The sequence below is a fragment of the Nocardioides panacisoli genome (assembly GCF_039537325.1).
Lineage (GTDB): Bacteria > Actinomycetota > Actinomycetes > Propionibacteriales > Nocardioidaceae > Nocardioides > Nocardioides panacisoli.
On the sequence record NZ_BAABAH010000004.1, the window covers coordinates 179,027 to 197,959 of the forward strand.

The window sequence follows — 18,933 nt, forward strand, 5'->3', positions numbered from 1 at the left end:
TCAGTCCCAGTCGAGCCCGCCGCGGCGCCACACGTAGACGTAGGCGACGAACACGGTGGCGATGAAGAGCACCATCTCGACCAGCCCGAAGGCGCCCATGGAGTCGAAGTAGACCGCCCAGGGGTAGAGGAAGATGATCTCGATGTCGAAGACGATGAAGAGCATCGCGGTGATGTAGTACTTCACCGGGAAGCGGCCGCCGATCGCGTGCGGCGTCGGCTCGATGCCGCACTCGTAGGAGTCGAGCTTCGCGCGGTTGTAGCGCTTCGGCCCGACCAGGGAGCTCATCGCGACCGAGCCGACCGCGAACAGCGTGGCCAGCGCGACGAGGACGAGCACCGGCGTGTAGAGCTCCATCGCAGTCCTCCCTGAGGCGTCCCGGGCGCCCCGATCGTGCCTTTGTGAACAGAATCACTAGTGGCGCCGCACACATACTGCCACCGGAGCAGGGACCCCCGGCAAGGGGGTGGGCAACTTCGGCAGCGACGGGAGGGGTGCGGCGGGCTCAGCGGAGCGCGTCGAGCACCGGCACGAACTTCGCCCGCGCCTCGGCGAGCTCGTCGGCCGGGTCCGAGCCGGCGACGATGCCGCACCCGGCGAACAGCCGCACGGTGGCACCGTCGACCTCGGCCGAGCGGAGCGCGATGCCCCACTCGCCGTCGCCGGTCGCGTCCATCCAGCCGACCGGGCCGGCGTAGCGGCCGCGGTCCATGCCCTCGATCTCCGCGATGAGCACCACGGCCTCGGCGGTCGGGGTGCCGCCGACCGCGGCGGAGGGGTGCAGCGCGGCGGCGAGCTCGAGGGAGGAGACGGCCGCGGCGTCGTGCACGACGCCCGCGACGTCGGTCGCCAGGTGCATCACGTTGGGGAGGTGGAGGACGAACGGCGACTCGGGCACGTTCATCGACGAGCAGTGCGGGGCGAGCGCGTCCGCCACCGACCGCACGGCGTACTCGTGCTCCTCGAGGTCCTTCGACGACCGCGCGAGCGTCGCGGCGAGCGCGAGGTCGTGCTGGTCGTCGCCGGTGCGGCGGATGGTTCCGGCGAGCACCCGGGACGTGACCAGGCCGCGCTCGCGGCGTACGAGCATCTCCGGCGTGGCGCCGAACAGGCCGTCCACGTGGAAGGTCCAGCAGGAGGGGTAGGACGACGCGAGCCGGCGCAGCGGCCAGCGCACGTCGAGCGGCTCGCCCGTGGTGGCGACCAGGTCGCGGGCCAGGACGACCTTCTCGAGGTCGCCCGCGGAGATCCGGGCCACCGCGTCGCCGACGACGGCGGCCCACTCGTCGGGGCTCAGCGCGCCCTCGGCGACGACCAGGTCGACGGGCTCGGGCGGCGGGTCGGCCGCGAGCAGGCGGTGCTCGGTGTGGTCGAGCCCGCCGGAGGTGATGGTGGTGACCCAGGCGCGGTCCTCGCGGCGGCCCACGACGACCTCGGGGACGACCAGGACCGAGTCGCCCGGGTCGTCGGCGAACGCGAAGCTGCCGAAGCAGACCAGGCCGGTGCCGGGGAGCCGGACCTTGTCGCGCACGACGGCGTGGCCGACCATCTCGGTCCACCGCGCGTCGGCCTCGGCGAACCGGCCGGCGCCGGCCGTGCGGACCTCGGCGGCGCGGCCCCACCCGACGATGCCGTCGCCGTGCCGGAGCCAGGCGACCGGGTCGGCAGCGGGCAGCAGGTCGACGAGCGCTTCGACGGTGGAGGCGGCGACCTCGGTCGTCCGGGCCACGAGGGGTGCCGCTGCGCCCGCGGGATCGCTGGAGGGCGCACCGGTGGTCACCCGAACGAGCCTACCCACCGCCGTCTGGCACTCGGACCCGGCCTCCGCGCCGCCCGGGACCCCCGGCATCATGGCGCAATGCCCATCAAGCGCTCGTCCGTCGTCGGGACCATCAGCGGCGTCGTCGTCCTCGGCGGCGTCGTCGCGTTCACGGTCGGCCTCCCGCACCTGACCGGCGACGAGGCGGCCGCGACGTCGACCAGCGCGGACCGGCCGGCCGTCGCCGACGTGCTGCCGGAGTCGCTGCTGGGCAACCGGCTGGTGCGCATCGCCAAGGTGAACCAGTCCGTCGGCGACGAGATCGAGAAGTACGGCGCGAGCACGCTCAGCCACGTGTTCGGGGCCGACACGGCCGTCGCGCGGTACGTCAGCCCGGACGGCCAGGTGCAGTTCAGCATCACCGTCTCCGACGCGGGTGGCGGCCTCTTCCTGCAGAACGGCCCGCCGAGCCCCCGGCAGATCACCGAGTCGCAGGGCTTCGTGGTCCGGACCCGGCAGGTGGACGGGGTGCCGTGCTCGGAGCTGTTCGCGGCGCAGCCGGCCGCCGACGGCGGCAAGGCCCCCGACCCGACCAAGGGCGCGCCGGTGCAGGTCCAGTGCCAGACCGAGGTCGACGGCCGGGCGTTCAACGGCTACGGCGTCGGCGGGATCTCCGCCGAGCAGACCGTGCAGGCGCTCGACGAGTCGATCGCGCTCGACAGGTCCTGAGCCCTAGGACCAGTAGACGACGACCGCGTCGCCGACGCGGACCTGCCCGTAGAGCCACCTGACCGCAGCGAGGTCGCGGACGTTCACGCACCCGTGCGACGCGCCGTTGTAGCCGACGGTCGCGAAGTCGGAGGAGTAGTGCACGGCCTGGCCGCCGGAGAAGAACATCGCATAGGGCATCGAGCTGCCGTAGAGGTGCGAGACGTGGTCGGCGTCCTTGAAGTAGACGTGGAACTCGCCCTCGCGGGTCGGGGTGTACGTCGCGCCGAACCGCACGTCGACCGTCTTCAGCACCTTGCCGTCGACGACCCAGCGCAGCGTCCGGCTGGTCTTGTCGACGCAGAGCACCCGGCCGGTCCGGCAGCGCGGGTCGAGCGCGCCGGGCGTGTTGGTCGAGACCGTGCCGGCGAGCTCCTCCGCGGTCGGCTGCGTGGTCATCTGGTGCAGCCGGTCGAGGGTGCGCTGGTCGACCTCGCCGGTGACCGGGAAGCCGCGCTTGCCCTGGAAGCCGCGCACGGCCGCCTCGGTCACGTCGCCGTAGTAGCCGGTCACCCCCGCGTCGAACCAGTCGATCTGCGCGAGCCGGGCCTGCAGGTCGCGCACCTCGTCGCCCTGGTCGCCCGGTGAGAGCAGGGCCGGACCGGGCTCCAGCGCGTGGTCGGCACCGTGGTCGGCCCGGTGGTCGGCACGGTGGTCGGCCCGGTGCTCGGCCGTCGAGCCGGACCGGTCCCCGGCCGACTGGGTCGAGTCGGGCTCGACGGGACGTGCGCCCGCCGGAGCGGGGTGGACGAGGCCGAGGCCGAGCGCCGCGGTGGCGGCGACGACCGCGAGGCGCGACAGCTTCATGGCGGGCTCCCTTCGGTACTCATGGTGACGCTCGCCGCCGCGGTTTGGTTGCAGCCGGGGCCGGTCGGGCGGCGGGTGTCGCGCGGCATAGGGTGCGGGTCGTGGCCCGCGCAGCGCTCGACAAGAAGCCGGCCGACGTACGTCGCATGTTCGACGCCGTCGCCCGGCGCTACGACGTGACCAACGACGTGCTGTCCTTCGGGCAGGACCGGCGCTGGCGCAAGGTCGTGCTCGACGCGGTCGACCCGTCGTACGGCGACACGGTGCTCGACCTCGCCGCCGGCACCGGCACCTCGAGCCAGCCGTTCGCGGACGCGGGCGCGACCGTCGTGCCCTGCGACTTCTCGCTCGGGATGCTCCAGGTCGGGAAGCAGCAGCTGCCGGACCTGCCGTTCACCGCCGGCGACGGCACCCGGCTGCCGTTCCGGGACGGGACGTTCGACGCGGTGACGATCTCCTTCGGCCTGCGCAACATCGTCGACCCGCTGCCCGGTCTCGCGGAGATGCGCCGGGTGACCAAGCCCGGCGGCCGGCTCGTCGTCTGCGAGTTCAGCCATCCCACGTGGTCGCCGTGGCGGACCGTCTACGTCGAGTACCTCATGCGCGCCCTGCCGGCCGTCGCCCGCGCGGTGTCGTCCTCACCGGACGCCTACGTCTACCTCGCCGAGTCGATCCGTGCCTGGCCGGACCAGGCCGGGCTGGCCGCGATGATCGCCGACGCCGGCTGGCGGCAGCCGGAGTGGCTGAACCTGTCCGGCGGCATCGTCGCGCTGCACCGCGCGACCGCCTGACCTCCTGCGCCTGCCGCGCGGGTCAGAGGTCGGCGCCGTCGGGGAGCCGGGTGTAGTCCAGGCCGGCCTCGCCGAGGAAGCGGCCGAAGTGGGCGTCGACGACGCCGAGCCCGGCGTCGCTGTAGATCCGGTCGTGGATCGCGAGGGTGCGCGGCGCACCGACCTCGCGGGCGAAGTCGATGCCCTCGGAGGCCTTCATCCACGGCGCGCACACCGGCGCGAGGAGGATGTCGACGGGCACCTCGGGCCCGGTGAGCGCGTCGCCGGGGTGGAAGACCGCGGTCGCGGCGTCGCCGTCGCGGAACGCCAGCAGGTAGCCGCTGTTGGTGATCCGCGGCAGCTCCGGGTGGATGACCGCGTGCAGCTCGCCGACCGCGCGGACGTCGATCGAGCCGCCGATCGTCCAGGACTCCTCCGGGCTGACCACGGTCACCCGCTCGGCGACGTCGGGGGCCTCCTCGCGGAGCCGGGCCGCGACGCCCTCGATGGTGAAGACCGGTGCGTCCGTACGGCGCAGCCGCTCGGGGTCGACGTGGTCCGGGTGCTCGTGCGTGACGAGGACGGCGTCGGCGCCGTCGGCGGCGTCCTCCTGGGTGAACACGCCGGGATCGAGGACGAGGGTCGTGCCGGCGTGCTCGATGCGAACGCAGGAGTGTCCGAGCTTCGTGAGTCGCATGGTGCCCACGGTAGCCACGAACCACGCGGCGGAATCCCCGCGTCCGCCCCGTCGTTGTGGTCATCGTGCTCGCCATCACCGGAGCGACCGGCGCCATCGGCGGCCGGGTCGCACGCCAGCTCGCCCACCTCGACCCGGTGCTCGTGGTCCGCGACGCGTCCCGCGCCCCGGACCTCGGCTGCGAGGTACGGGCGGCCTCGTACGGCGACCGCGCGGCCGCGGACGCCGCGCTGGCCGGGGCGAAGACCCTGCTGCTGGTCTCGGCGGCCGAGTCGGCCACCCGCCGCGAGGAGCACCGCACGATGATCGAGGCCGCCGCCGACGCGGGCGTGCGGCACCTCGTCTACACCTCGTTCGCAGGCGCGGCCCCGGACGCGACCTTCACCCTCGGCCGCGACCACTGGGACGCCGAGCAGGCGATCCGCGCGGCCGCCGAGCGGACCGGCCTGGGCTACACGCTGCTGCGGGACAGCTTCTACGCCGACGTGCTGCCGGAGTTCGCCGACCCGATGGGCGTGATCCGTGGCCCGGCAGGGACCGGCAGGGTCGCGGCCGTCGCCCGGGCCGACGTCGCCGACGCGGCGGTCGCCGTACTCACTGCGCCGGAGGCGCACGCCGCTGCGACCTACCTGCTCACCGGGCCGGAGGCGCTGACGCTCGAGGAGGCCGCGGCCCGGGCCGGCGCGGTCCTGGGGCGGTCCCTGCGCTACGAGGAGGAGACAGTGGAGGAGGCCTACGCGTCGCGGCGCGCGGCCTACCCGGGCGCCGCCGACTGGCAGCTCGACGCCTGGGTGAGCACCTACACGGCCATCGCCGAGGGCTCGGTCGCCGACGTCACGACCGACGTCGAGCGCCTCACCGGCCACCCCGCCCGCACCCTCGAGCAGGCTCTCGGCGCCCTCAGCCGGTGACGTGGTGCACGAAGCACCAGCGCCAGTCCTCGCCCGGCTCGACCGAGCGCATCACGACGTGACCGCTCTCCCGGAAGTGGGCGGTGGCGTGCCGCAGGGGTGAGGAGTCGCAGCAGCCGACGTGCCCGCAGGACAGGCACATCCGCAGCGCCACCCAGCGGACGTCGGCCTCGACGCAGGCCGGGCAGACGAGCTCCTCGGGCGGGTCGATGAGCGGGGTCGACGCGAGGTGCTCGCAGCCCGCGGCGACCCGTCGCGCGACAGCCGGCCGCAGCTCCGCGACCCGCGACTCGGCGGCCTCGAGCATCGACTCCTCGACGTCCAGCCGGGCGAGCACCTCGCGGACGACCTCCGACGGGACATGCCCTGCCGACCGGATCTCCAGCACCCGCCGGCGCTCGGCGTCGATCATCTCGCCGCGCAGCCGCGAGTAGAGGTCGCTCGGCGCCTCGTCGTCGGAGGTCGTGCCGAGGCGCTCCCACGCGGCGAAGGTCCGCTGCTCGACGCGCTGCATGATCATCGACTTCACGTCGTAGGGATCGTCGTACTCGAGCTGGTCCAGCCGCTTGAAGCCCGCCTTCGCGGCCTGCTGGAGCACGGTCGCGCGGGCGAGGGCGTCGTCGACCGGGTCGGGTGCGGGCACGCCGAGCCGGCGCGCGACCCAGCCCAGCGTGAGGCCCTGGCCGAGCAGCGTGCCGGCGACCACGGTGAACGCGACCATCAGCAGCACCTCGCGGTGCGTGACGCCTTCGGGGATCACGAACGCGGCCGCCAGCGTGACCACGCCGCGCATGCCCGCCCAGGCCAGGAGGAACGAGTAGCGCCAGTCCGGGAGCATGCCGGTGTCGGGGTCGGGCGTGGGGCGGATGAGGAGGTAGCGGGCGAGGAAGACCCACACGATCCGCAGCAGGATCACCGTCACGAGGGTCGCGAGGCAGACCGCGACGATCGTCCCGCCGCCGAGGGTGCTGCCGCGCACGTCGTCGATCAACCACTGCGCCTGCAGGCCGATCAGCAGGAACACGGTGTTCTCGAGGACGAACGCGATCGTCCGCCAGTTCATCTGCTCGGCGATCCGGGCCTGCGCGGTCTGCAGGATCGGCGCCTTGTGGCCGAGCAGGACACCGCAGACGACGACGGCGATCACGCCCGAGGCGTTGATCTCCTCCGCCGCGATGTAGGCCACGAACGGGATCGCCAGGGAGACGCCGGTGTCGAGCAGCGGGTCGGTCAGGTGCCGGCGGATCTTCGCGATCACGAAGAAGACGACGAAGCCGACCGCGACGCCGCCGCCTGCGGCGACGACGAAGTCGCGGCCCACGTCGACGGCCTGGATGCCGACGGCCGCGGCGCCGATCGCCGTACGCAGTGCGACCAGGGCGGTCGCGTCGTTCAGCAGCGACTCGCCCTCGAGGATCGTCACGACACGGCGCGGCATCCCGACCCGGCGGCCGATCGCCGTCGCGGCGATCGCGTCGGGCGGCGCGACCACGGCACCGATCGCGAACGCCGCCGGCCAGCCGACCGACGGGACCAACCAGTGCACGACGACGGCGACGCCGACGGTCGTGACGACGACGAGCCAGACCGAGAGCAGCAGGATCGGGCGCCGGTTGGCGTTGAAGTCGATCAGCGAGGTCTGCAGGGACGCGGCGTAGAGCAGCGGCGGCAGGAAGCCGAGCAGCACGATCTCCGGCTCGAGGTGCACGTCCGGCACCCAGGCGACGTACGACGCGGCCCACCCGACGACGATCAGCAGGATCGGCGCCGGGAACCCGACCCGGCCGGCCAGCGCCGTGACGGTGAGGACCGTGACCGCGATGGCGACGAGCAGCATCGCGATGTCCATGCCGGGATTCTCCCCGAGCGCACCGAATCAGACGAGCGCGCGCATCCGAGCGTCGAGATCGCGGCGGTCCGTGCGGGACACGACCGCCTCCACGACCTCGATGCCCCCGTTCGGGTTGGCGAGCGCCTGCTCGAGCTCCGGCCGGGAGGTGACGCGCAGGTGCGGGGTCCGGGTCGCCGCGCAGAGCGCGGCGAGGTCGACCCCGTGCGGGGTGCCGAAGAGCCGCTCGTAGGACGCGGCGTAGTCCGGTGCGCCCTGCTCGAGCATCGAGAAGATCGCGCCGCCGTCGTCGTTGACGACGACGATCGTCAGGTCGGGACGGGGCTCGTCGGGACCGAGGACCAGCGAGGACTGGTCGTGCAGGAAGGTCACGTCCCCCATCAGCGCCAGCACCCGCGAGGACCGCGGCCGGCCCAGGGCCGTGCCGATCGAGGTGCTGATGGTCCCGTCGATGCCGGCCAGGCCGCGGTTCGCCACGATCTTGCGGCGCTCCCCGACGGTGGTCGGCCGGTGCATGACGTCGAGGTCCCGGACCGGGCTCGACGCCCCCACCACGAGCAGCCCCTCCGGCGGGAGCGCCGCGGCGACCGCACCCGCGACGGCGTACGGCGTCAGCCGCTCCTCCCCCGCCAGCAGCCGGTCGACCGCGCGCCCGAGCTCGCGGTCGGCGTACTTCCAGCGCTCGAGCCAGTCCGTCCCGTCCGGCTGGGGGTCAGGGACGCCGTCGAGCACGGTCGCTCCCGGCGGCCGGACCGGCCATGCGCCGGCGCCGGGCACGACCAGCACCTCCACGTCCGGGTTCTCCAGCAGCCGGGTGACCGGCCGCGACAGGGTCGGGCGGCCGAGGACGACCACGCGCTCGATCTCCGCGCCCAGTGGCCCGTTGAGCAGCAGCCGGTAGGTGCGGATCGCGTTCTCCCCCGTCCGCGCGCCGCTCGACGGCTCGGCGAGCAGCGGCCAGCCGGAGCGCTCCGCGAGCACCCGCGACGGCGGGCCGGCGTCGTCGCCCGCGACGACGACCGTGCGGGGACCTGGGCGAATCATCACGGTATGCGGGCGAGTGGGCGCTTCCCCCGGTGAGCTCCGCACGGGAAGCGGCGACTCACCTGCATACCGTGATGATTCGGCCGCGACCCCCACCAACGGCACGTCCAGCTGGACGTTCACGTGCAGCGGCGCAACGCCGTCCCACGGCAGGGCGTCGAGGTCGCCCGGGGCGGCGACGTCGTACGTCGTGACGAGCCGGCCGAAGATGCCGACCTGGTCGGTCGTCTGGTTGGCACCGGTCTCGCGGAGCCGGGCGGGGCGGTCGGCGGTGACCACGACCACCGGGACGGCGCTGTGGGCGGCCTCCAGGACGGCGGGGTGCAGGTTGGCGACGGCCGTGCCGGACGTGCAGACGACGGCGGCGCGCGCGCCGACCTTCGTCAGGCCGAGGGCGAGGAAGCCCGCCGAGCGCTCGTCGATCCGGGTGTGCAGCCGCACCCGACCGGCGTTGGCGGCGGCCCAGGCGGCCATCGCCAACGGCGCGTTGCGGGAGCCGGGGGCGACGACGATCTCCTCGACGCCCGCCGCGAGCAGCCGTTCGACGACGACGGCTCCGAGCTCGACCCCACTCACGGTCGCAGGCTCTCACGCACGGCGCGTACGGCGTCCAGCCGGTCCTGCCAGTGCGCGACCCGCTCCCGCGGCGCGGCCAGCCGCGCGACCGCCGCGACGTCGACGGTCGGCCGCACGACCGGCAGCGACCCGTCGTCGGGAAGCAACGACCGGCCCACGACGTCGTCGGTCAGCAGCGCGACGGTCGCCAGCCCGCAGGCGTAGGGCAGCTCGGGCAGCGCGGCCGCCAGCGCCACCCCGGCCGCGATGCCGACCGACGTCTCGAGCGCGGACGACACAACGACCGGCAGCCCGATGTCCTCGGCGATCCGCAGGCACGCCCGCACCCCGCCGAGGGGCTGCACCTTCAGCACGGCGATGTCGGCGGCCTCCAGGTCGCGCACCCGGTAGGGGTCCGCGGCGCGGCGGATCGACTCGTCGGCCGCGATCGGGACGCCGACCCGGCGCCGGACCGCCGCGAGGTCCTCGACGGCCGCGCAGGGCTGCTCGACGTACTCCAGCCCGCCGGCGGCGCGGTCCAGCCGCCCGATCGCGGCGACGGCCTCGTCGACCGGCCACGCGCCGTTCGCGTCGACCCGCACCCGGCCATCCGGCCCGAGGGCGTCGCGCACGGCCTCCAGCCGCGCCTCGTCCTCGCCGGCGGCCTGACCGGGCTCGGCGACCTTGACCTTCGCCGTCCGGCAGCCCGAGACCGCGACGATCTCGTGCGCCTGCGCGGGGCCGACCGCCGGGACCGTCACGTTCACCGGCACCCGGTCCCGCAGCGGCTCCGGCCAGCCCCCGGCGGCGGCCTCCTCGGCGCACCGCAGCCACGGCTCGGCGACCTCGGGCTCGTACTCCAGGAACGGGCTCCACTCCCCCCACCCCGCGGCGCCCTCGACCAGCGCCGCCTCGCGGACGGTGATCCCGCGGAAGCGGGTCCGCATCGGGATGGACACGACTGTGATCATGCGAGCCCCCGCAGCGCCTGGCGGTCCGGCTTGCCGTTCGGCAGCAGCGGGATCTCCGCCAGCACGACCAGCTGTCGCGGCGCCCAGGCCCGAGGACGCTCGGCCGCCACCCAGTCGCGCAGCTCGGCGAGCGAAACCGACGGCTCGACGTGCTCGAAGTGAGGGTTCGACGTGCTCGAACCCACGGTTCGACCGGGGACGACGAAGGCGACGACCCGGTGGCCCCACTCCTCGTCGGGTACGCCGAGCACCTCGGCCTCCGCGACGGCGGGGTGCTCGCGCAGCCGGGCGGCGACGGCGGGTGCGGGGACGTTGAGCCCGCCGGTCACGACGACGTCGTCGACCCGCCCGAGGACGACCAGCCGGCCGTCCTCGTCGAGCCGGCCGGCGTCCGAGGTCAGGTACCACCCGTCCACCAGCACCTCCGCGGTCAGCGCGGGGTCGTCGTCGTACCTCTCGAACAGGGTCGGGCCGGCCAGCCTGATCCGGCCCGAGGTCCCCAGCGCGACGGCGACGCCGTCCAGCGGGAGGCCGTCGTAGACGCAGCCGCCCGCGGTCTCCGCGGCGCCGTACGTCGCCACCACCCGGACGCCCGCCGCCTCGGCGCGCTCGCGGACGCGCGGGTCGATCGGACCCCCACCGAGCAGGACGGTCCGCGCGCGCCGCAGGGTCTCCAGCCCGGCGGGGTCGGCGCCCATCCGCGCGAGCTGGGTCGGCACCAGCGACGTGAACCAGCCCTCGCCCGCGGGCCAGCCGTCGGCGTCGACCAGCACCGGCTCGTGACCGGCGACCAGCGAGCGCACGAGCACCTGCACGCCGGCGACGTACGACGCCGGCAGTGCGAGCGCCCAGGGCCCCGTTCCGCCGAGCCGGGCCGCCGACGCGGCGACCGAGGCGAGCACGGCCGCGCGGGTGAGGACGACCCGCTTCGGAGCGCCGGTCGAGCCCGACGTCCGCACGACCAGGCGGACGTCCTCGGGCCCCGCCAGCCACCGCCGGACCTGCTCGACCACCTCGGCCGGGTCCTCCGCCGGGCTCCACGAATCCACCCGTCGACCCTAGTGCTCGGCAGGAGCGGAAAACCCGTCGCCACTGTCGGCGGTCTCGGCCAAGATTGTCCGCGATGAGCACGACCCTCTCGGGAGAGAGTCGCGGCTTCCTGCGCCGCCTGATCCCGCCCACGCCGCTGTCGCGCAGCCTCGCGACGCAGTCGATGCTGTTCTCGACCGGTGAGGGCGCGTTCAACACCGGCAGCGCGGTCTTCCTGACCCAGGTCGTCGGCATGACCGCCGCCCGCGTCGGGCTCGCCCTGACCATCGTCGGCATCGCGGAGTTCCTCTTCGCCTACCCCGCCGGCCGGATCGTGGACCGGCTCGGCCCGAAGCGGATGTGGTCGAGCAGCACGGTGGGCCGGGCGGCGTGCTTCTGCGTCCTGCCGTTCGTCGACGGCTTCGGCCAGTACGTCGCCGTCGGCATCGCGTTCGCCGCGTTCGGCTCGATCGGCGGCGCCAGCCACGGCGCCTACGTCCTCGACGTGCTGCCGGCCGACCAGCGGGTCGAGGTGCGCGCCTACATGTACTCCTGGCTCAACCTCGGCTTCACCGCCGGCGCGGCGATCGGCGGCATCGCGCTGGCCACCGGCAGCCTGACCGTGCTGCGCTGGACGCCGTTCTTCGCCGCCGGGCTGATGCTGGCCAACTCCTTCTGGGTCACCCGGCTGCCCGACGCGCCGCACGACCTCGCGGTCGCCAGCGGCGCGCGGCGGGCGCGGCCGACCGGGCCCGGCCCGGTCGCCAACCGCGGCTGGTTGCTCGTCACCTTCTTCACCGGCGTGATGTGGACCAACCAGGTGCTGCTCAACGTCGTCATCCCGCTCTGGCTGGTCGAGGCGACCGACGCCCCGCACGTGCTGCTGGCGTGGCTGTTCGGCACCAACACCGTGCTCTGCATCTTCCTGCCGGCCTACACCTCCCGCGGCGTGCACGACCTCAAGGACGCGATGCGCTACGTCCGCTACTCGACCGTCTTCTTCGTCGGGTCGTGCCTGATCACGATGGTCACGCACTCGACCGTCGGCCTGATCACGATCCTGCTGGTCTGGCTCGGCCACGTGACGGTCACCGGTGCGGAGCTGGCGATCAGCGGCGCCACCTGGGCCTTCGAGGCCGAGCTGATGGACCCCGACCGCCGCGGCGAGTACCAGGGCGTCGGCGAGGTCAGCCGCGCGCTCGGCTCGCAGTGGGCGCCGTGGCTGTTCACCGCGCTCGCCCTGAACGTCGAGGGCGGGTTGGGGTGGCTCGTGATCGCCGCCATCATCGCGGCCGCGACCCTCGGCATGGGGCCGTCGGTCCGGCTCGCCGAGCGGTTCCGCGACGAGCACTTCCCGCAGCTGCTCGCCGAGCGCGTCACACCCGAGCCGCCCGTCGGGCAGGAGGTGTCCCGCGCGCCGGGCGCACCCGTCTCGCCGGCACCCGTGGTCGAGGCCGCCGACGCGGCCTCCGACGCGTAACCTTGTCTTGATGTCGAGATACCTGCTCCGGCTGCTGGGCCCGACCCCGTTGGTCCGCCGCCTGTCCGAGCAGTCGGTGCTGTCGGCGTTCGGCGACGGGGTCTTCCTCACCGGCAGCGCGGTGTTCTTCACCCAGATCGTCGGGCTGACCGCCGCGCAGGTCGGCCTCGGCCTGACCATCTCCGGCGTGGTGACGTTCCTGGTCGCCGTACCCCTCGGGAAGCTGAGCGACCGCTTCGGCGCCAAGCGGGTCTGGGCGCTCACCTCGCTCCTCGAGGCGCTGACCTACCTGCTCTGGCCGCTGGCCGGCGGGATGGCGGCCTACATCGCCGTCGCCATCGGGCTCGAGGTCGTCTCGACCACCAGCCGTTCGGCCCGCAACGCCTACCGGTTCGACGTCTTCCCCCGCGAGCAGCGGGTCTCGTCCAACGCCTACTTCCGCGCCGCCCGCAACGTCGGCTACACCCTCGGCGCACTGCTCGCCGGCATCGCACTGGCGACCAACAGCAACGCCGTCATCCGTGCGGTCCCGCTGGTGACGGCCGGCCTGCTGCTGCTCAACGCGGCCCTGGTCGCCCGGCTGCCGAGGGCCGCGCACCAGGGGGACACCGAGGCGCCGCTGGAGGCCGCGGTCGAGGCCGCCGGCGACGGCGGCAGCGCCCTGCGCAACCGCGGCTACGTCGCGGCGTCGGTCCTCGGCGGCGTGCTCGCCACCCACCAGGTGCTGCTCAACGTGGTGATCCCGCTCTGGCTGGTCGAGGAGACCGACGCCCCGCGGGTCCTGCTGGCCTGGCTGTTCGGCACCAACACCCTGATGGCGGTCTTCCTCCAGGTCGCCGCGGCCCGCGGCATCACCACCGTCTCCGACTCGCTGCGCGCCCAGCGCCGCGGCGCGTTCTTCTTCGTGCTGTCCTGCGGGATCGTGCTCGTCACGCACGACACCGTCGGGTGGGTCACGATCGCGCTGGTCTGGCTCGGTCACGTCACGGTCACCGGCGCCGAGCTCTACAACTCCGCGGGCGAGTGGGGATTGCAGGCGGAGCTCTCCGACCCGGCCCGCCGCGGCGAGTACCAGGGCGTGTCGCAGCTCGGCTACACCCTGGGCTCGGTGTGGGCGCCGGCGGCGTACACCTTCCTGGCGATGGAGGTCGGCACCCTGGGCTGGGTGACCATCGCCGCGATCGTCGTGGCCGCCGCGGTCGGCCTGCACCCCGCCGCCCGGGCGGCAGAGCGGCACCTGGAGCGAGCCGGCATCCGGCAGCCTGCTTGAATCACCGGTCGTGGCAACTCCGTCCCAGTGGCTCGCCGGCGCACGTCCGCGGACCCTCCCCGCCGCGGTCTCCCCGGTCCTCGCCGGCACCGGCGTCGCGGCCTACGACGACGCCGCCGTCTGGTGGAAGGCGCTGCTGGCGCTCGTCGTGAGCCTGGCGCTGCAGGTCGCGGTCAACTACGCGAACGACTACTCCGACGGCATCCGCGGGACCGACGCCGAGCGGGTCGGGCCGCTGCGGCTGGTCGGCTCCGGCGTCGCGACGCCGGCCGCGGTCAAGCGGGCGGCGTTCCTGGCCTTCGGGGTCGCCGGAATCGCCGGGCTCGTGCTCGCCGCGACGACGGCGTGGTGGCTGGTCGCGGTCGGCCTGGTCAGCGTGCTCGCGGCCTGGTTCTACACGGGCGGGTCCAAGCCGTACGGCTACCTCGGCCTCGGCGAGGTGATGGTCTTCGTCTTCTTCGGCCTGGTCGCCGTGCTGGGCACGACCTACGTGCAGACGGAAGCCTGGTCGGGCGCGGCGCTCGCCGCGGCCGTCGGGATCGGCGCCCTGGCCTGCGCGATCCTCGTGGCGAACAACCTGCGCGACATCCCGACCGACCGGGTCGCCGGGAAGATGACGCTGGCGGTCCGGCTCGGGGACCGCGGCACCCGGACCTGGTACGCCGCCCTGGTGCTCGTCGCCGTGGTCGCCCTCGTCGTTCTGGCCGCCCTGACCACGTGGTGGGCGCTGCTCGGGCTGGTCTTCGCCCTGCCGGCGGTCCCGGCGCTGCGCACCGTGCTCGGCGGCGCGACCGGCCCCGGCCTGATCCCGGTCCTCCAGGGCACCGGGCTCGCCGAGCTGGCCTGGGCGCTCGGCGCCGCGGCGGGACTGCTGATCGCAGCCTGACGACCGGTCCGGAGAGCGGCCGGTCCGCGGCTCACGTCGACCCGCGGCCTGCCGATAGGTGGCGCAACAAGGGGCCGCGCAACACCTGACGCCCGGCCCGGCGGGTACGGGGCACCCGCTGACCACCCACGGGAGCGAGGACCGCATGACCGCCGCCAGCGCCGCCTCACCGGTGGGGGACGCCGACATCCCCCGCCTGCCCCGGCAGACCGGTCAGGTCGTCACCGCGGTGTTCCAGGCCGTCGCGGCCGACCCCGAGGTGGCGGTGCTCGTCGCCGAGGTCGGCGACGCCGACGAGGCCGTGATCCGGTGGAGCAACCCGCGGGCCTCCGAGCTGCTCGGCCGCGCCCGCTCCGACCTCGACGGCGAGCTCCTGGCCGACTTCCTCACCTGGCCGATGGGCGTCTCGGCGGCCGCCGTGTTCCGTCGCGAGCGACTGACGACGACGTCGGTCACCCTGCGCACCGCCGTCGGCGAGACGGTCGCGTGCCGTGCCCACGCGGTCCCGGCGCCGGGCGGGCGGCTGTGGACCCTGCAGGTGCACCCGGCCCACTCCGAGCGCGAGATCGCGCTCCGCGCGTCCGCCGCCGCCCACGAGCACCGGTTCCGGATGCTGGCCGAACGGTCCCCGGTTCCGACCATGATGTCGGAGCAGGGCATGCGGCTCGGGCACGTCAACGACGCCCTGTGCTCGCTCCTCGGCGTCACCGCGGACAAGCTGGTCGGCACCGGCTGGATGTCCTACGCCCACCTCGACGACCTCGAGGCGATCTCCGAGACGGTCGTCGCCGTGCTCGCGGGCCAGGAGCGGGAGATGCAGGCCCGGTTCCTGGACAGCCACCGTCGGGTCCACTACACCGACATGCGCTTCACGCCGCTGCACACGCCCGGCGTCGGCGACGGTTTCGTCGCGACCCTGGAGGACATCACCGAGCGACGGGCGTTCGAGGAGCAGCTCAACTTCCAGGCCACCCACGACGCCCTGACCGGCCTGCCCCGCCGCACGAGGCTGTGGGAGCACATCACCGCGGTGATGGCGGACACCGACGCCGGCCTGGCCTGCATGTTCCTCGACCTCGACAACTTCAAGCTCGTCAACGACAGCCTCGGCCACAAGGCCGGTGACGCGCTCCTGGTCGAGGTCGCCCACCGCCTCACCGGCTCGGTGCGCCCGGGCGACCTGGTCGCCCGCTTCGGAGGGGACGAGTTCGTCGTCGCGTGCGGAACGGGTTCGCTGGACGCGGCGCTCGAGGTGGCCGACCGGATCCTGCGCGTCCTCAACGAGGCCGTCGTGCTGGGCGGGGTGGAGATCCACCCGAGGGCTTCGATCGGCGTGGTGCTCCGGGGTCCGGAGCACCAGTCCGCCGACGACCTGATCCGCGACTGCGACATCGCGATGTACCAGGCGAAGGCCCGCGGCAAGGGCCGGATCATGGTCCTCGACGCCGGGGCGCGCAGCGCCGTCTACGACACCCTCACCCTGGTCGCTGACCTGCGGCAGGCCATCGAGGACGACCACATCACGCTCTGCTACCAGCCGATCGTGGCCTACCGGGGTGCGGACGCGAGCCCGGAGCTGGCGTCGGTCGAGGCCCTGGCGCGCTGGCGGCACCCTGAGCGCGGCACCGTGCCGGCGGACGTCTTCGTCCGGCTGGCCGAGGAGCACGGGCTGGTCCACGACCTCGGCCGGGTGGTGCTGGAGACGGCCTGCGCGGCCCTGGCGGACTGGCAGCGGGAGCTCGGCCCGATCGCCCCGCCGCGCGTGAACGTCAACCTGTCGGTGCTCCAGATGAGCGACCCGCGGCTGGTGCAGACCGTCAAGCGCACGCTGCGCCGGTTCGGGCTCCGGCCGGACCAGCTGTGCCTCGAGATCACCGAGTCCGCCCTGATGAAGGACCCCGACACCGCGGCGATGGTCCTGGGGCAGCTGCGGGACCACGGGGTGCTGGTCGCGATCGACGACTTCGGGACCGGGTACTCCTCCCTCGCCTACCTGCGGCAGCTGCCCGTCAACTACCTCAAGGTCGACCGGTCCTTCGTGGCCGAGCTGCAGGACGGGCACACCGCGGTCGCCAAGGCCGTGATCAGCCTCGCGCACAACCTCGACCTCGGCGTCGTCGCCGAGGGCGTCGAGACCGGGACCCAGCGCCAGATGCTCGAGCGGATGGGCTGCTCGCTGCTGCAGGGCTTCGGAATCAGCCAGCCCCTCGACGAGACCGGCTTCGTCGACTGGTGCCTCTCGGGCTACCCCGCCGCGAACGGAGGCACAGCATGACCGTGATCGAGCTCGACCTGGACGCCGTACTCGACACCCTCGACCAGATGTCGTCACAGCGACCGGTGGCCGCGCAGATCGTCGCGACCAGCAACAACGAGAACTGCGGGGCGAGCCAGCTCGCCGCGATCCTCGGTGCCGACATCACCTTGGCGGCGAAGGTGATGAAGCTGGCCAACTCGGCGTACTTCGGCCTCTCCGGCAGGGTCCGCAGCCTCCAGTTCGCGGTCGCCGTCGTCGGCTTCAACACCGTGCGGTCGGTGGCCACGGTGGCGCTCTCCGGCACCGACGAGGCCCAGACCGTGCCGGACGGCTTCTGGAAGACCTCGGTGCACCTCGCGGCCGCGTGCGGCGCGCTCGGCCCGCAGTTCGACGAGCGGACCGCGGACGCGATGTGCCTCGGCCTGCTCGCCCAGCTCGGCGCCGCCCTGCTCCACCAGGCCGATCCGGAGGGGTACGTCGAGCTGATGTCGCGCACCGACTTCGGGATGAGGCGGTTCGAGGAGGAGGCGCGGCGCTACGGCATCTGCTCGACCCAGCTGACCGCCGAGGCCCTCCACCAGTGGAGCTTCCCCACCGAGATGGTCGACGCCCTGCGCGAGGTCCGGTCGGGCGACCAGGGCGCGCTGCTGCGCACGGCGTACGAGCTCACCGCGCGGTCGCTGTACACGCGGCACCGCCGCACGCCGCTGGAGCGGTTGTCGCAGGGCAAGGTCACCGACGCCCAGGCCTCGGCCAAGCTGGCCGCGATCAAGGACGACGTCGAGACGCTGCGCAGTGCGATGGGCCTCTGAGCAATTCCGCCGCGGTGCGCCTCACGGCTCGGGATCGACCTGGTAGACCGTGGCGTCGTCGTAGGCCGACGTCCACAGGGAGCCGTAGGCGATCAGGGCGCTCCCGCCACTGACCGCCGGGTGCATGGCGTAACGGGCGGTGACGGCACCCGTCGCCGGGTCGATGCGCAGCAGGAAGTCGTCCGGGTTGCGCACCCAGACCGCGGACCCGGTCATCAGCAGGTCTCCCTCCTGTCCGGCCGACGGTCCCTCGAAGAGCGTCGGCGACGCGAGCGTGTCGTCGAACCGGCTCAGTCCTCGGCTGCCGCTGACCCACACCGTCCCGTCGCCGGTCGCCACGTTCGTGGGGCCGTCGACCTGCGCGCTGGCGACGACCTTGCGGGTCCTCGGGTCGACCGCGATCACCTCCTCGTCGACGAGACAGGTGGCGTAGACCGCCTCCTTCGTCGCAGCGAGCTGGAAGCAGCGGTAGGGGAGCCTGGAGGTCCTCGACCGGCCCGTCGCGGTGTCGACGCCCACCAGGCGACTCCCGTCGCCACCCAGCACCCACACCGTTCCACCGACCACGGGAAGCGCGTACTGGTCGAAGAGCTTGTCCACGGGGAGCCTGGCCGTGACGGCCAGCGTCCTGGGGTCGAGCCGTACGACGTCGGTGGTGGAGTCCCCGGCCGAGCACGCCCACAGGGTGTCGCCGTCGCTGCCGATGCCCTGGCAGTAGCTCCCCGGGTCCTTCGCGGTGTCGAGGTCCGCCTCGGCCGTCACCCGACCGGTCGCGGGGTCGATGCGGACCACGCGACCGTCGTCGGTCTTCACGAACACCGCGTGGTCGATGGCCGCGAGGCCGTCGGGGTTCTCGGTCGTGGTCGTGCCGAGCCGCCACGCCGCCGGCTCGATGGTCGCCGGCCGGGACGCGGCGGGGCTGCTGGCCGGTCCGCCGGCGTCGCCGTTGTCCGAACCGGAGCACCCGGCCGCCGCGCTGGCGAGCAGGACCGCGGCGCAACCCGTCCCGACGATCCGTCCGGCACCCATGGGCTCGCTTCCTGCTCAGCCGGCCGCCGCGGGAGCCGC

Annotated in this window: 17 protein-coding genes; 8 read left to right on the forward strand and 9 right to left on the reverse strand. The window is 73.8% G+C overall.

What is annotated here, in order from left to right; genetic code table 11:
• Both ABD709_RS08320 and ABD709_RS08325 read right to left on the reverse strand, forming a co-directional pair.
• Positions 1-357: an NADH-quinone oxidoreductase subunit A gene (locus ABD709_RS08320; protein ID WP_344774220.1), complete on the reverse strand. Its 357-nt coding sequence runs from the start codon at positions 355-357 to the stop codon at positions 1-3.
• A 148-nt stretch (positions 358-505) separates the two neighbouring features.
• Entirely contained in the window at positions 506-1,780 is a 1,275-nt protein-coding gene (locus tag ABD709_RS08325; protein ID WP_425575072.1) for an isochorismate synthase, read from the reverse strand.
• 78 nt (positions 1,781-1,858) lie between these two features.
• On the opposite strand from ABD709_RS08325, the gene ABD709_RS08330 reads away from it, so the two are divergent.
• Positions 1,859-2,488 carry a hypothetical protein gene (locus ABD709_RS08330; RefSeq protein WP_344774222.1) on the forward strand — a complete coding sequence of 210 codons (630 nt, stop codon included), beginning with the start codon at positions 1,859-1,861 and terminating at the stop codon, positions 2,486-2,488.
• Between the two features lie 3 nt (positions 2,489-2,491).
• On the opposite strand, the gene ABD709_RS08335 is transcribed toward ABD709_RS08330, so the two are convergent.
• Positions 2,492-3,334, reverse strand: coding sequence for a L,D-transpeptidase family protein (locus tag ABD709_RS08335; RefSeq protein ID WP_344774224.1), 843 nt, complete (start codon positions 3,332-3,334; stop codon positions 2,492-2,494).
• 101 nt (positions 3,335-3,435) lie between these two features.
• Here ABD709_RS08335 and ABD709_RS08340 point away from each other — a divergent pair, with 101 nt between their 5' ends.
• Positions 3,436-4,125: a demethylmenaquinone methyltransferase gene (locus ABD709_RS08340; protein WP_344774226.1), complete on the forward strand. Its 690-nt coding sequence runs from the start codon at positions 3,436-3,438 to the stop codon at positions 4,123-4,125.
• A gap of 22 nt (positions 4,126-4,147) precedes the next feature.
• Here ABD709_RS08340 and ABD709_RS08345 read toward each other — a convergent pair whose 3' ends face one another.
• On the reverse strand, positions 4,148-4,801 hold the full coding sequence (locus ABD709_RS08345; protein WP_344774228.1) for an MBL fold metallo-hydrolase: 654 nt from the start codon (positions 4,799-4,801) through the stop codon (positions 4,148-4,150).
• Between the two features lie 65 nt (positions 4,802-4,866).
• Here ABD709_RS08345 and ABD709_RS08350 point away from each other — a divergent pair, with 65 nt between their 5' ends.
• Positions 4,867-5,712 (forward strand): NAD(P)H-binding protein, encoded by an 846-nt coding sequence (locus tag ABD709_RS08350; RefSeq protein WP_344774230.1) that lies wholly within the window; start codon positions 4,867-4,869, stop codon positions 5,710-5,712.
• Here ABD709_RS08350 and ABD709_RS08355 read toward each other — a convergent pair.
• The 4 genes from ABD709_RS08355 to ABD709_RS08370 are packed head-to-tail and all read right to left on the reverse strand — an operon-like array spanning position 5,702 to position 11,180.
• Positions 5,702-7,561, reverse strand: a complete 1,860-nt coding sequence (locus tag ABD709_RS08355) for a Na+/H+ antiporter (protein WP_344774232.1) — start codon at positions 7,559-7,561, stop codon at positions 5,702-5,704. The two genes, ABD709_RS08350 and ABD709_RS08355, sit on opposite strands and share 11 nt — an antisense overlap.
• A gap of 27 nt (positions 7,562-7,588) precedes the next feature.
• Complete coding sequence (menD, locus tag ABD709_RS08360) at positions 7,589-9,181, reverse strand: 2-succinyl-5-enolpyruvyl-6-hydroxy-3-cyclohexene-1-carboxylic-acid synthase (protein WP_344774234.1); 1,593 nt, start codon at positions 9,179-9,181, stop codon at positions 7,589-7,591.
• The gene (locus ABD709_RS08365) at positions 9,178-10,131 is read right to left on the reverse strand and encodes an o-succinylbenzoate synthase (RefSeq protein ID WP_344774236.1); all 954 of its coding nucleotides are present in this window, start codon (positions 10,129-10,131) and stop codon (positions 9,178-9,180) included. The genes menD and ABD709_RS08365 overlap by 4 nt, the downstream gene beginning before the upstream one ends.
• Positions 10,128-11,180: an AMP-binding protein gene (locus ABD709_RS08370; RefSeq protein WP_344774238.1), complete on the reverse strand. Its 1,053-nt coding sequence runs from the start codon at positions 11,178-11,180 to the stop codon at positions 10,128-10,130. Before ABD709_RS08370 ends, ABD709_RS08365 begins: the two co-directional genes overlap by 4 nt.
• 74 nt (positions 11,181-11,254) lie before the next feature.
• Between ABD709_RS08370 and ABD709_RS08375 the strand changes: the two genes are divergently transcribed.
• The 5 genes from ABD709_RS08375 to ABD709_RS08395 all read left to right on the forward strand — a co-directional run bounded on the left by ABD709_RS08375 (position 11,255) and on the right by ABD709_RS08395 (position 17,865).
• Positions 11,255-12,640, forward strand: coding sequence for an MFS transporter (locus tag ABD709_RS08375; RefSeq protein WP_344774240.1), 1,386 nt, complete (start codon positions 11,255-11,257; stop codon positions 12,638-12,640).
• A 10-nt stretch (positions 12,641-12,650) separates the two neighbouring features.
• Positions 12,651-13,910 carry an MFS transporter gene (locus ABD709_RS08380; protein WP_344774242.1) on the forward strand — a complete coding sequence of 420 codons (1,260 nt, stop codon included), beginning with the start codon at positions 12,651-12,653 and terminating at the stop codon, positions 13,908-13,910.
• Positions 13,911-13,920: 10 nt separating this feature from the next.
• Positions 13,921-14,796 carry a 1,4-dihydroxy-2-naphthoate polyprenyltransferase gene (locus ABD709_RS08385; protein ID WP_344774244.1) on the forward strand — a complete coding sequence of 292 codons (876 nt, stop codon included), beginning with the start codon at positions 13,921-13,923 and terminating at the stop codon, positions 14,794-14,796.
• 145 nt (positions 14,797-14,941) lie between these two features.
• A complete protein-coding gene (locus ABD709_RS08390) occupies positions 14,942-17,071 on the forward strand; it encodes a putative bifunctional diguanylate cyclase/phosphodiesterase (protein ID WP_344774246.1) in 2,130 nt (709 codons plus the stop codon).
• On the forward strand, positions 17,068-17,865 hold the full coding sequence (locus tag ABD709_RS08395; protein WP_344774248.1) for an HDOD domain-containing protein: 798 nt from the start codon (positions 17,068-17,070) through the stop codon (positions 17,863-17,865). The genes ABD709_RS08390 and ABD709_RS08395 overlap by 4 nt, the downstream gene beginning before the upstream one ends.
• Before the next feature lie 21 nt (positions 17,866-17,886).
• Here the strand turns inward: ABD709_RS08395 and ABD709_RS08400 are convergent, their stop codons facing one another.
• The gene (locus ABD709_RS08400; RefSeq protein WP_344774250.1) at positions 17,887-18,894 is read right to left on the reverse strand and encodes an NHL repeat-containing protein; all 1,008 of its coding nucleotides are present in this window, start codon (positions 18,892-18,894) and stop codon (positions 17,887-17,889) included.
• Positions 18,895-18,933 lie beyond the last annotated feature (39 nt).

Coding starts and splice junctions, on each gene's coding strand:
- ABD709_RS08320 (WP_344774220.1), bottom strand. CDS start 357: ATGGAGCTCTACACGCCGGTGCTCGTCCTCGTCGCGCTGGCCACGCTG.
- ABD709_RS08330 (WP_344774222.1), top strand. CDS start 1,859: ATGCCCATCAAGCGCTCGTCCGTCGTCGGGACCATCAGCGGCGTCGTC.
- ABD709_RS08335 (WP_344774224.1), bottom strand. CDS start 3,334: ATGAAGCTGTCGCGCCTCGCGGTCGTCGCCGCCACCGCGGCGCTCGGC.
- ABD709_RS08345 (WP_344774228.1), bottom strand. CDS start 4,801: ATGCGACTCACGAAGCTCGGACACTCCTGCGTTCGCATCGAGCACGCC.
- ABD709_RS08355 (WP_344774232.1), bottom strand. CDS start 7,561: ATGGACATCGCGATGCTGCTCGTCGCCATCGCGGTCACGGTCCTCACC.
- ABD709_RS08365 (WP_344774236.1), bottom strand. CDS start 10,131: ATGATCACAGTCGTGTCCATCCCGATGCGGACCCGCTTCCGCGGGATC.
- ABD709_RS08375 (WP_344774240.1), top strand. CDS start 11,255: ATGAGCACGACCCTCTCGGGAGAGAGTCGCGGCTTCCTGCGCCGCCTG.
- ABD709_RS08380 (WP_344774242.1), top strand. CDS start 12,651: ATGTCGAGATACCTGCTCCGGCTGCTGGGCCCGACCCCGTTGGTCCGC.
- ABD709_RS08390 (WP_344774246.1), top strand. CDS start 14,942: ATGACCGCCGCCAGCGCCGCCTCACCGGTGGGGGACGCCGACATCCCC.
- ABD709_RS08395 (WP_344774248.1), top strand. CDS start 17,068: ATGACCGTGATCGAGCTCGACCTGGACGCCGTACTCGACACCCTCGAC.
- ABD709_RS08400 (WP_344774250.1), bottom strand. CDS start 18,894: ATGGGTGCCGGACGGATCGTCGGGACGGGTTGCGCCGCGGTCCTGCTC.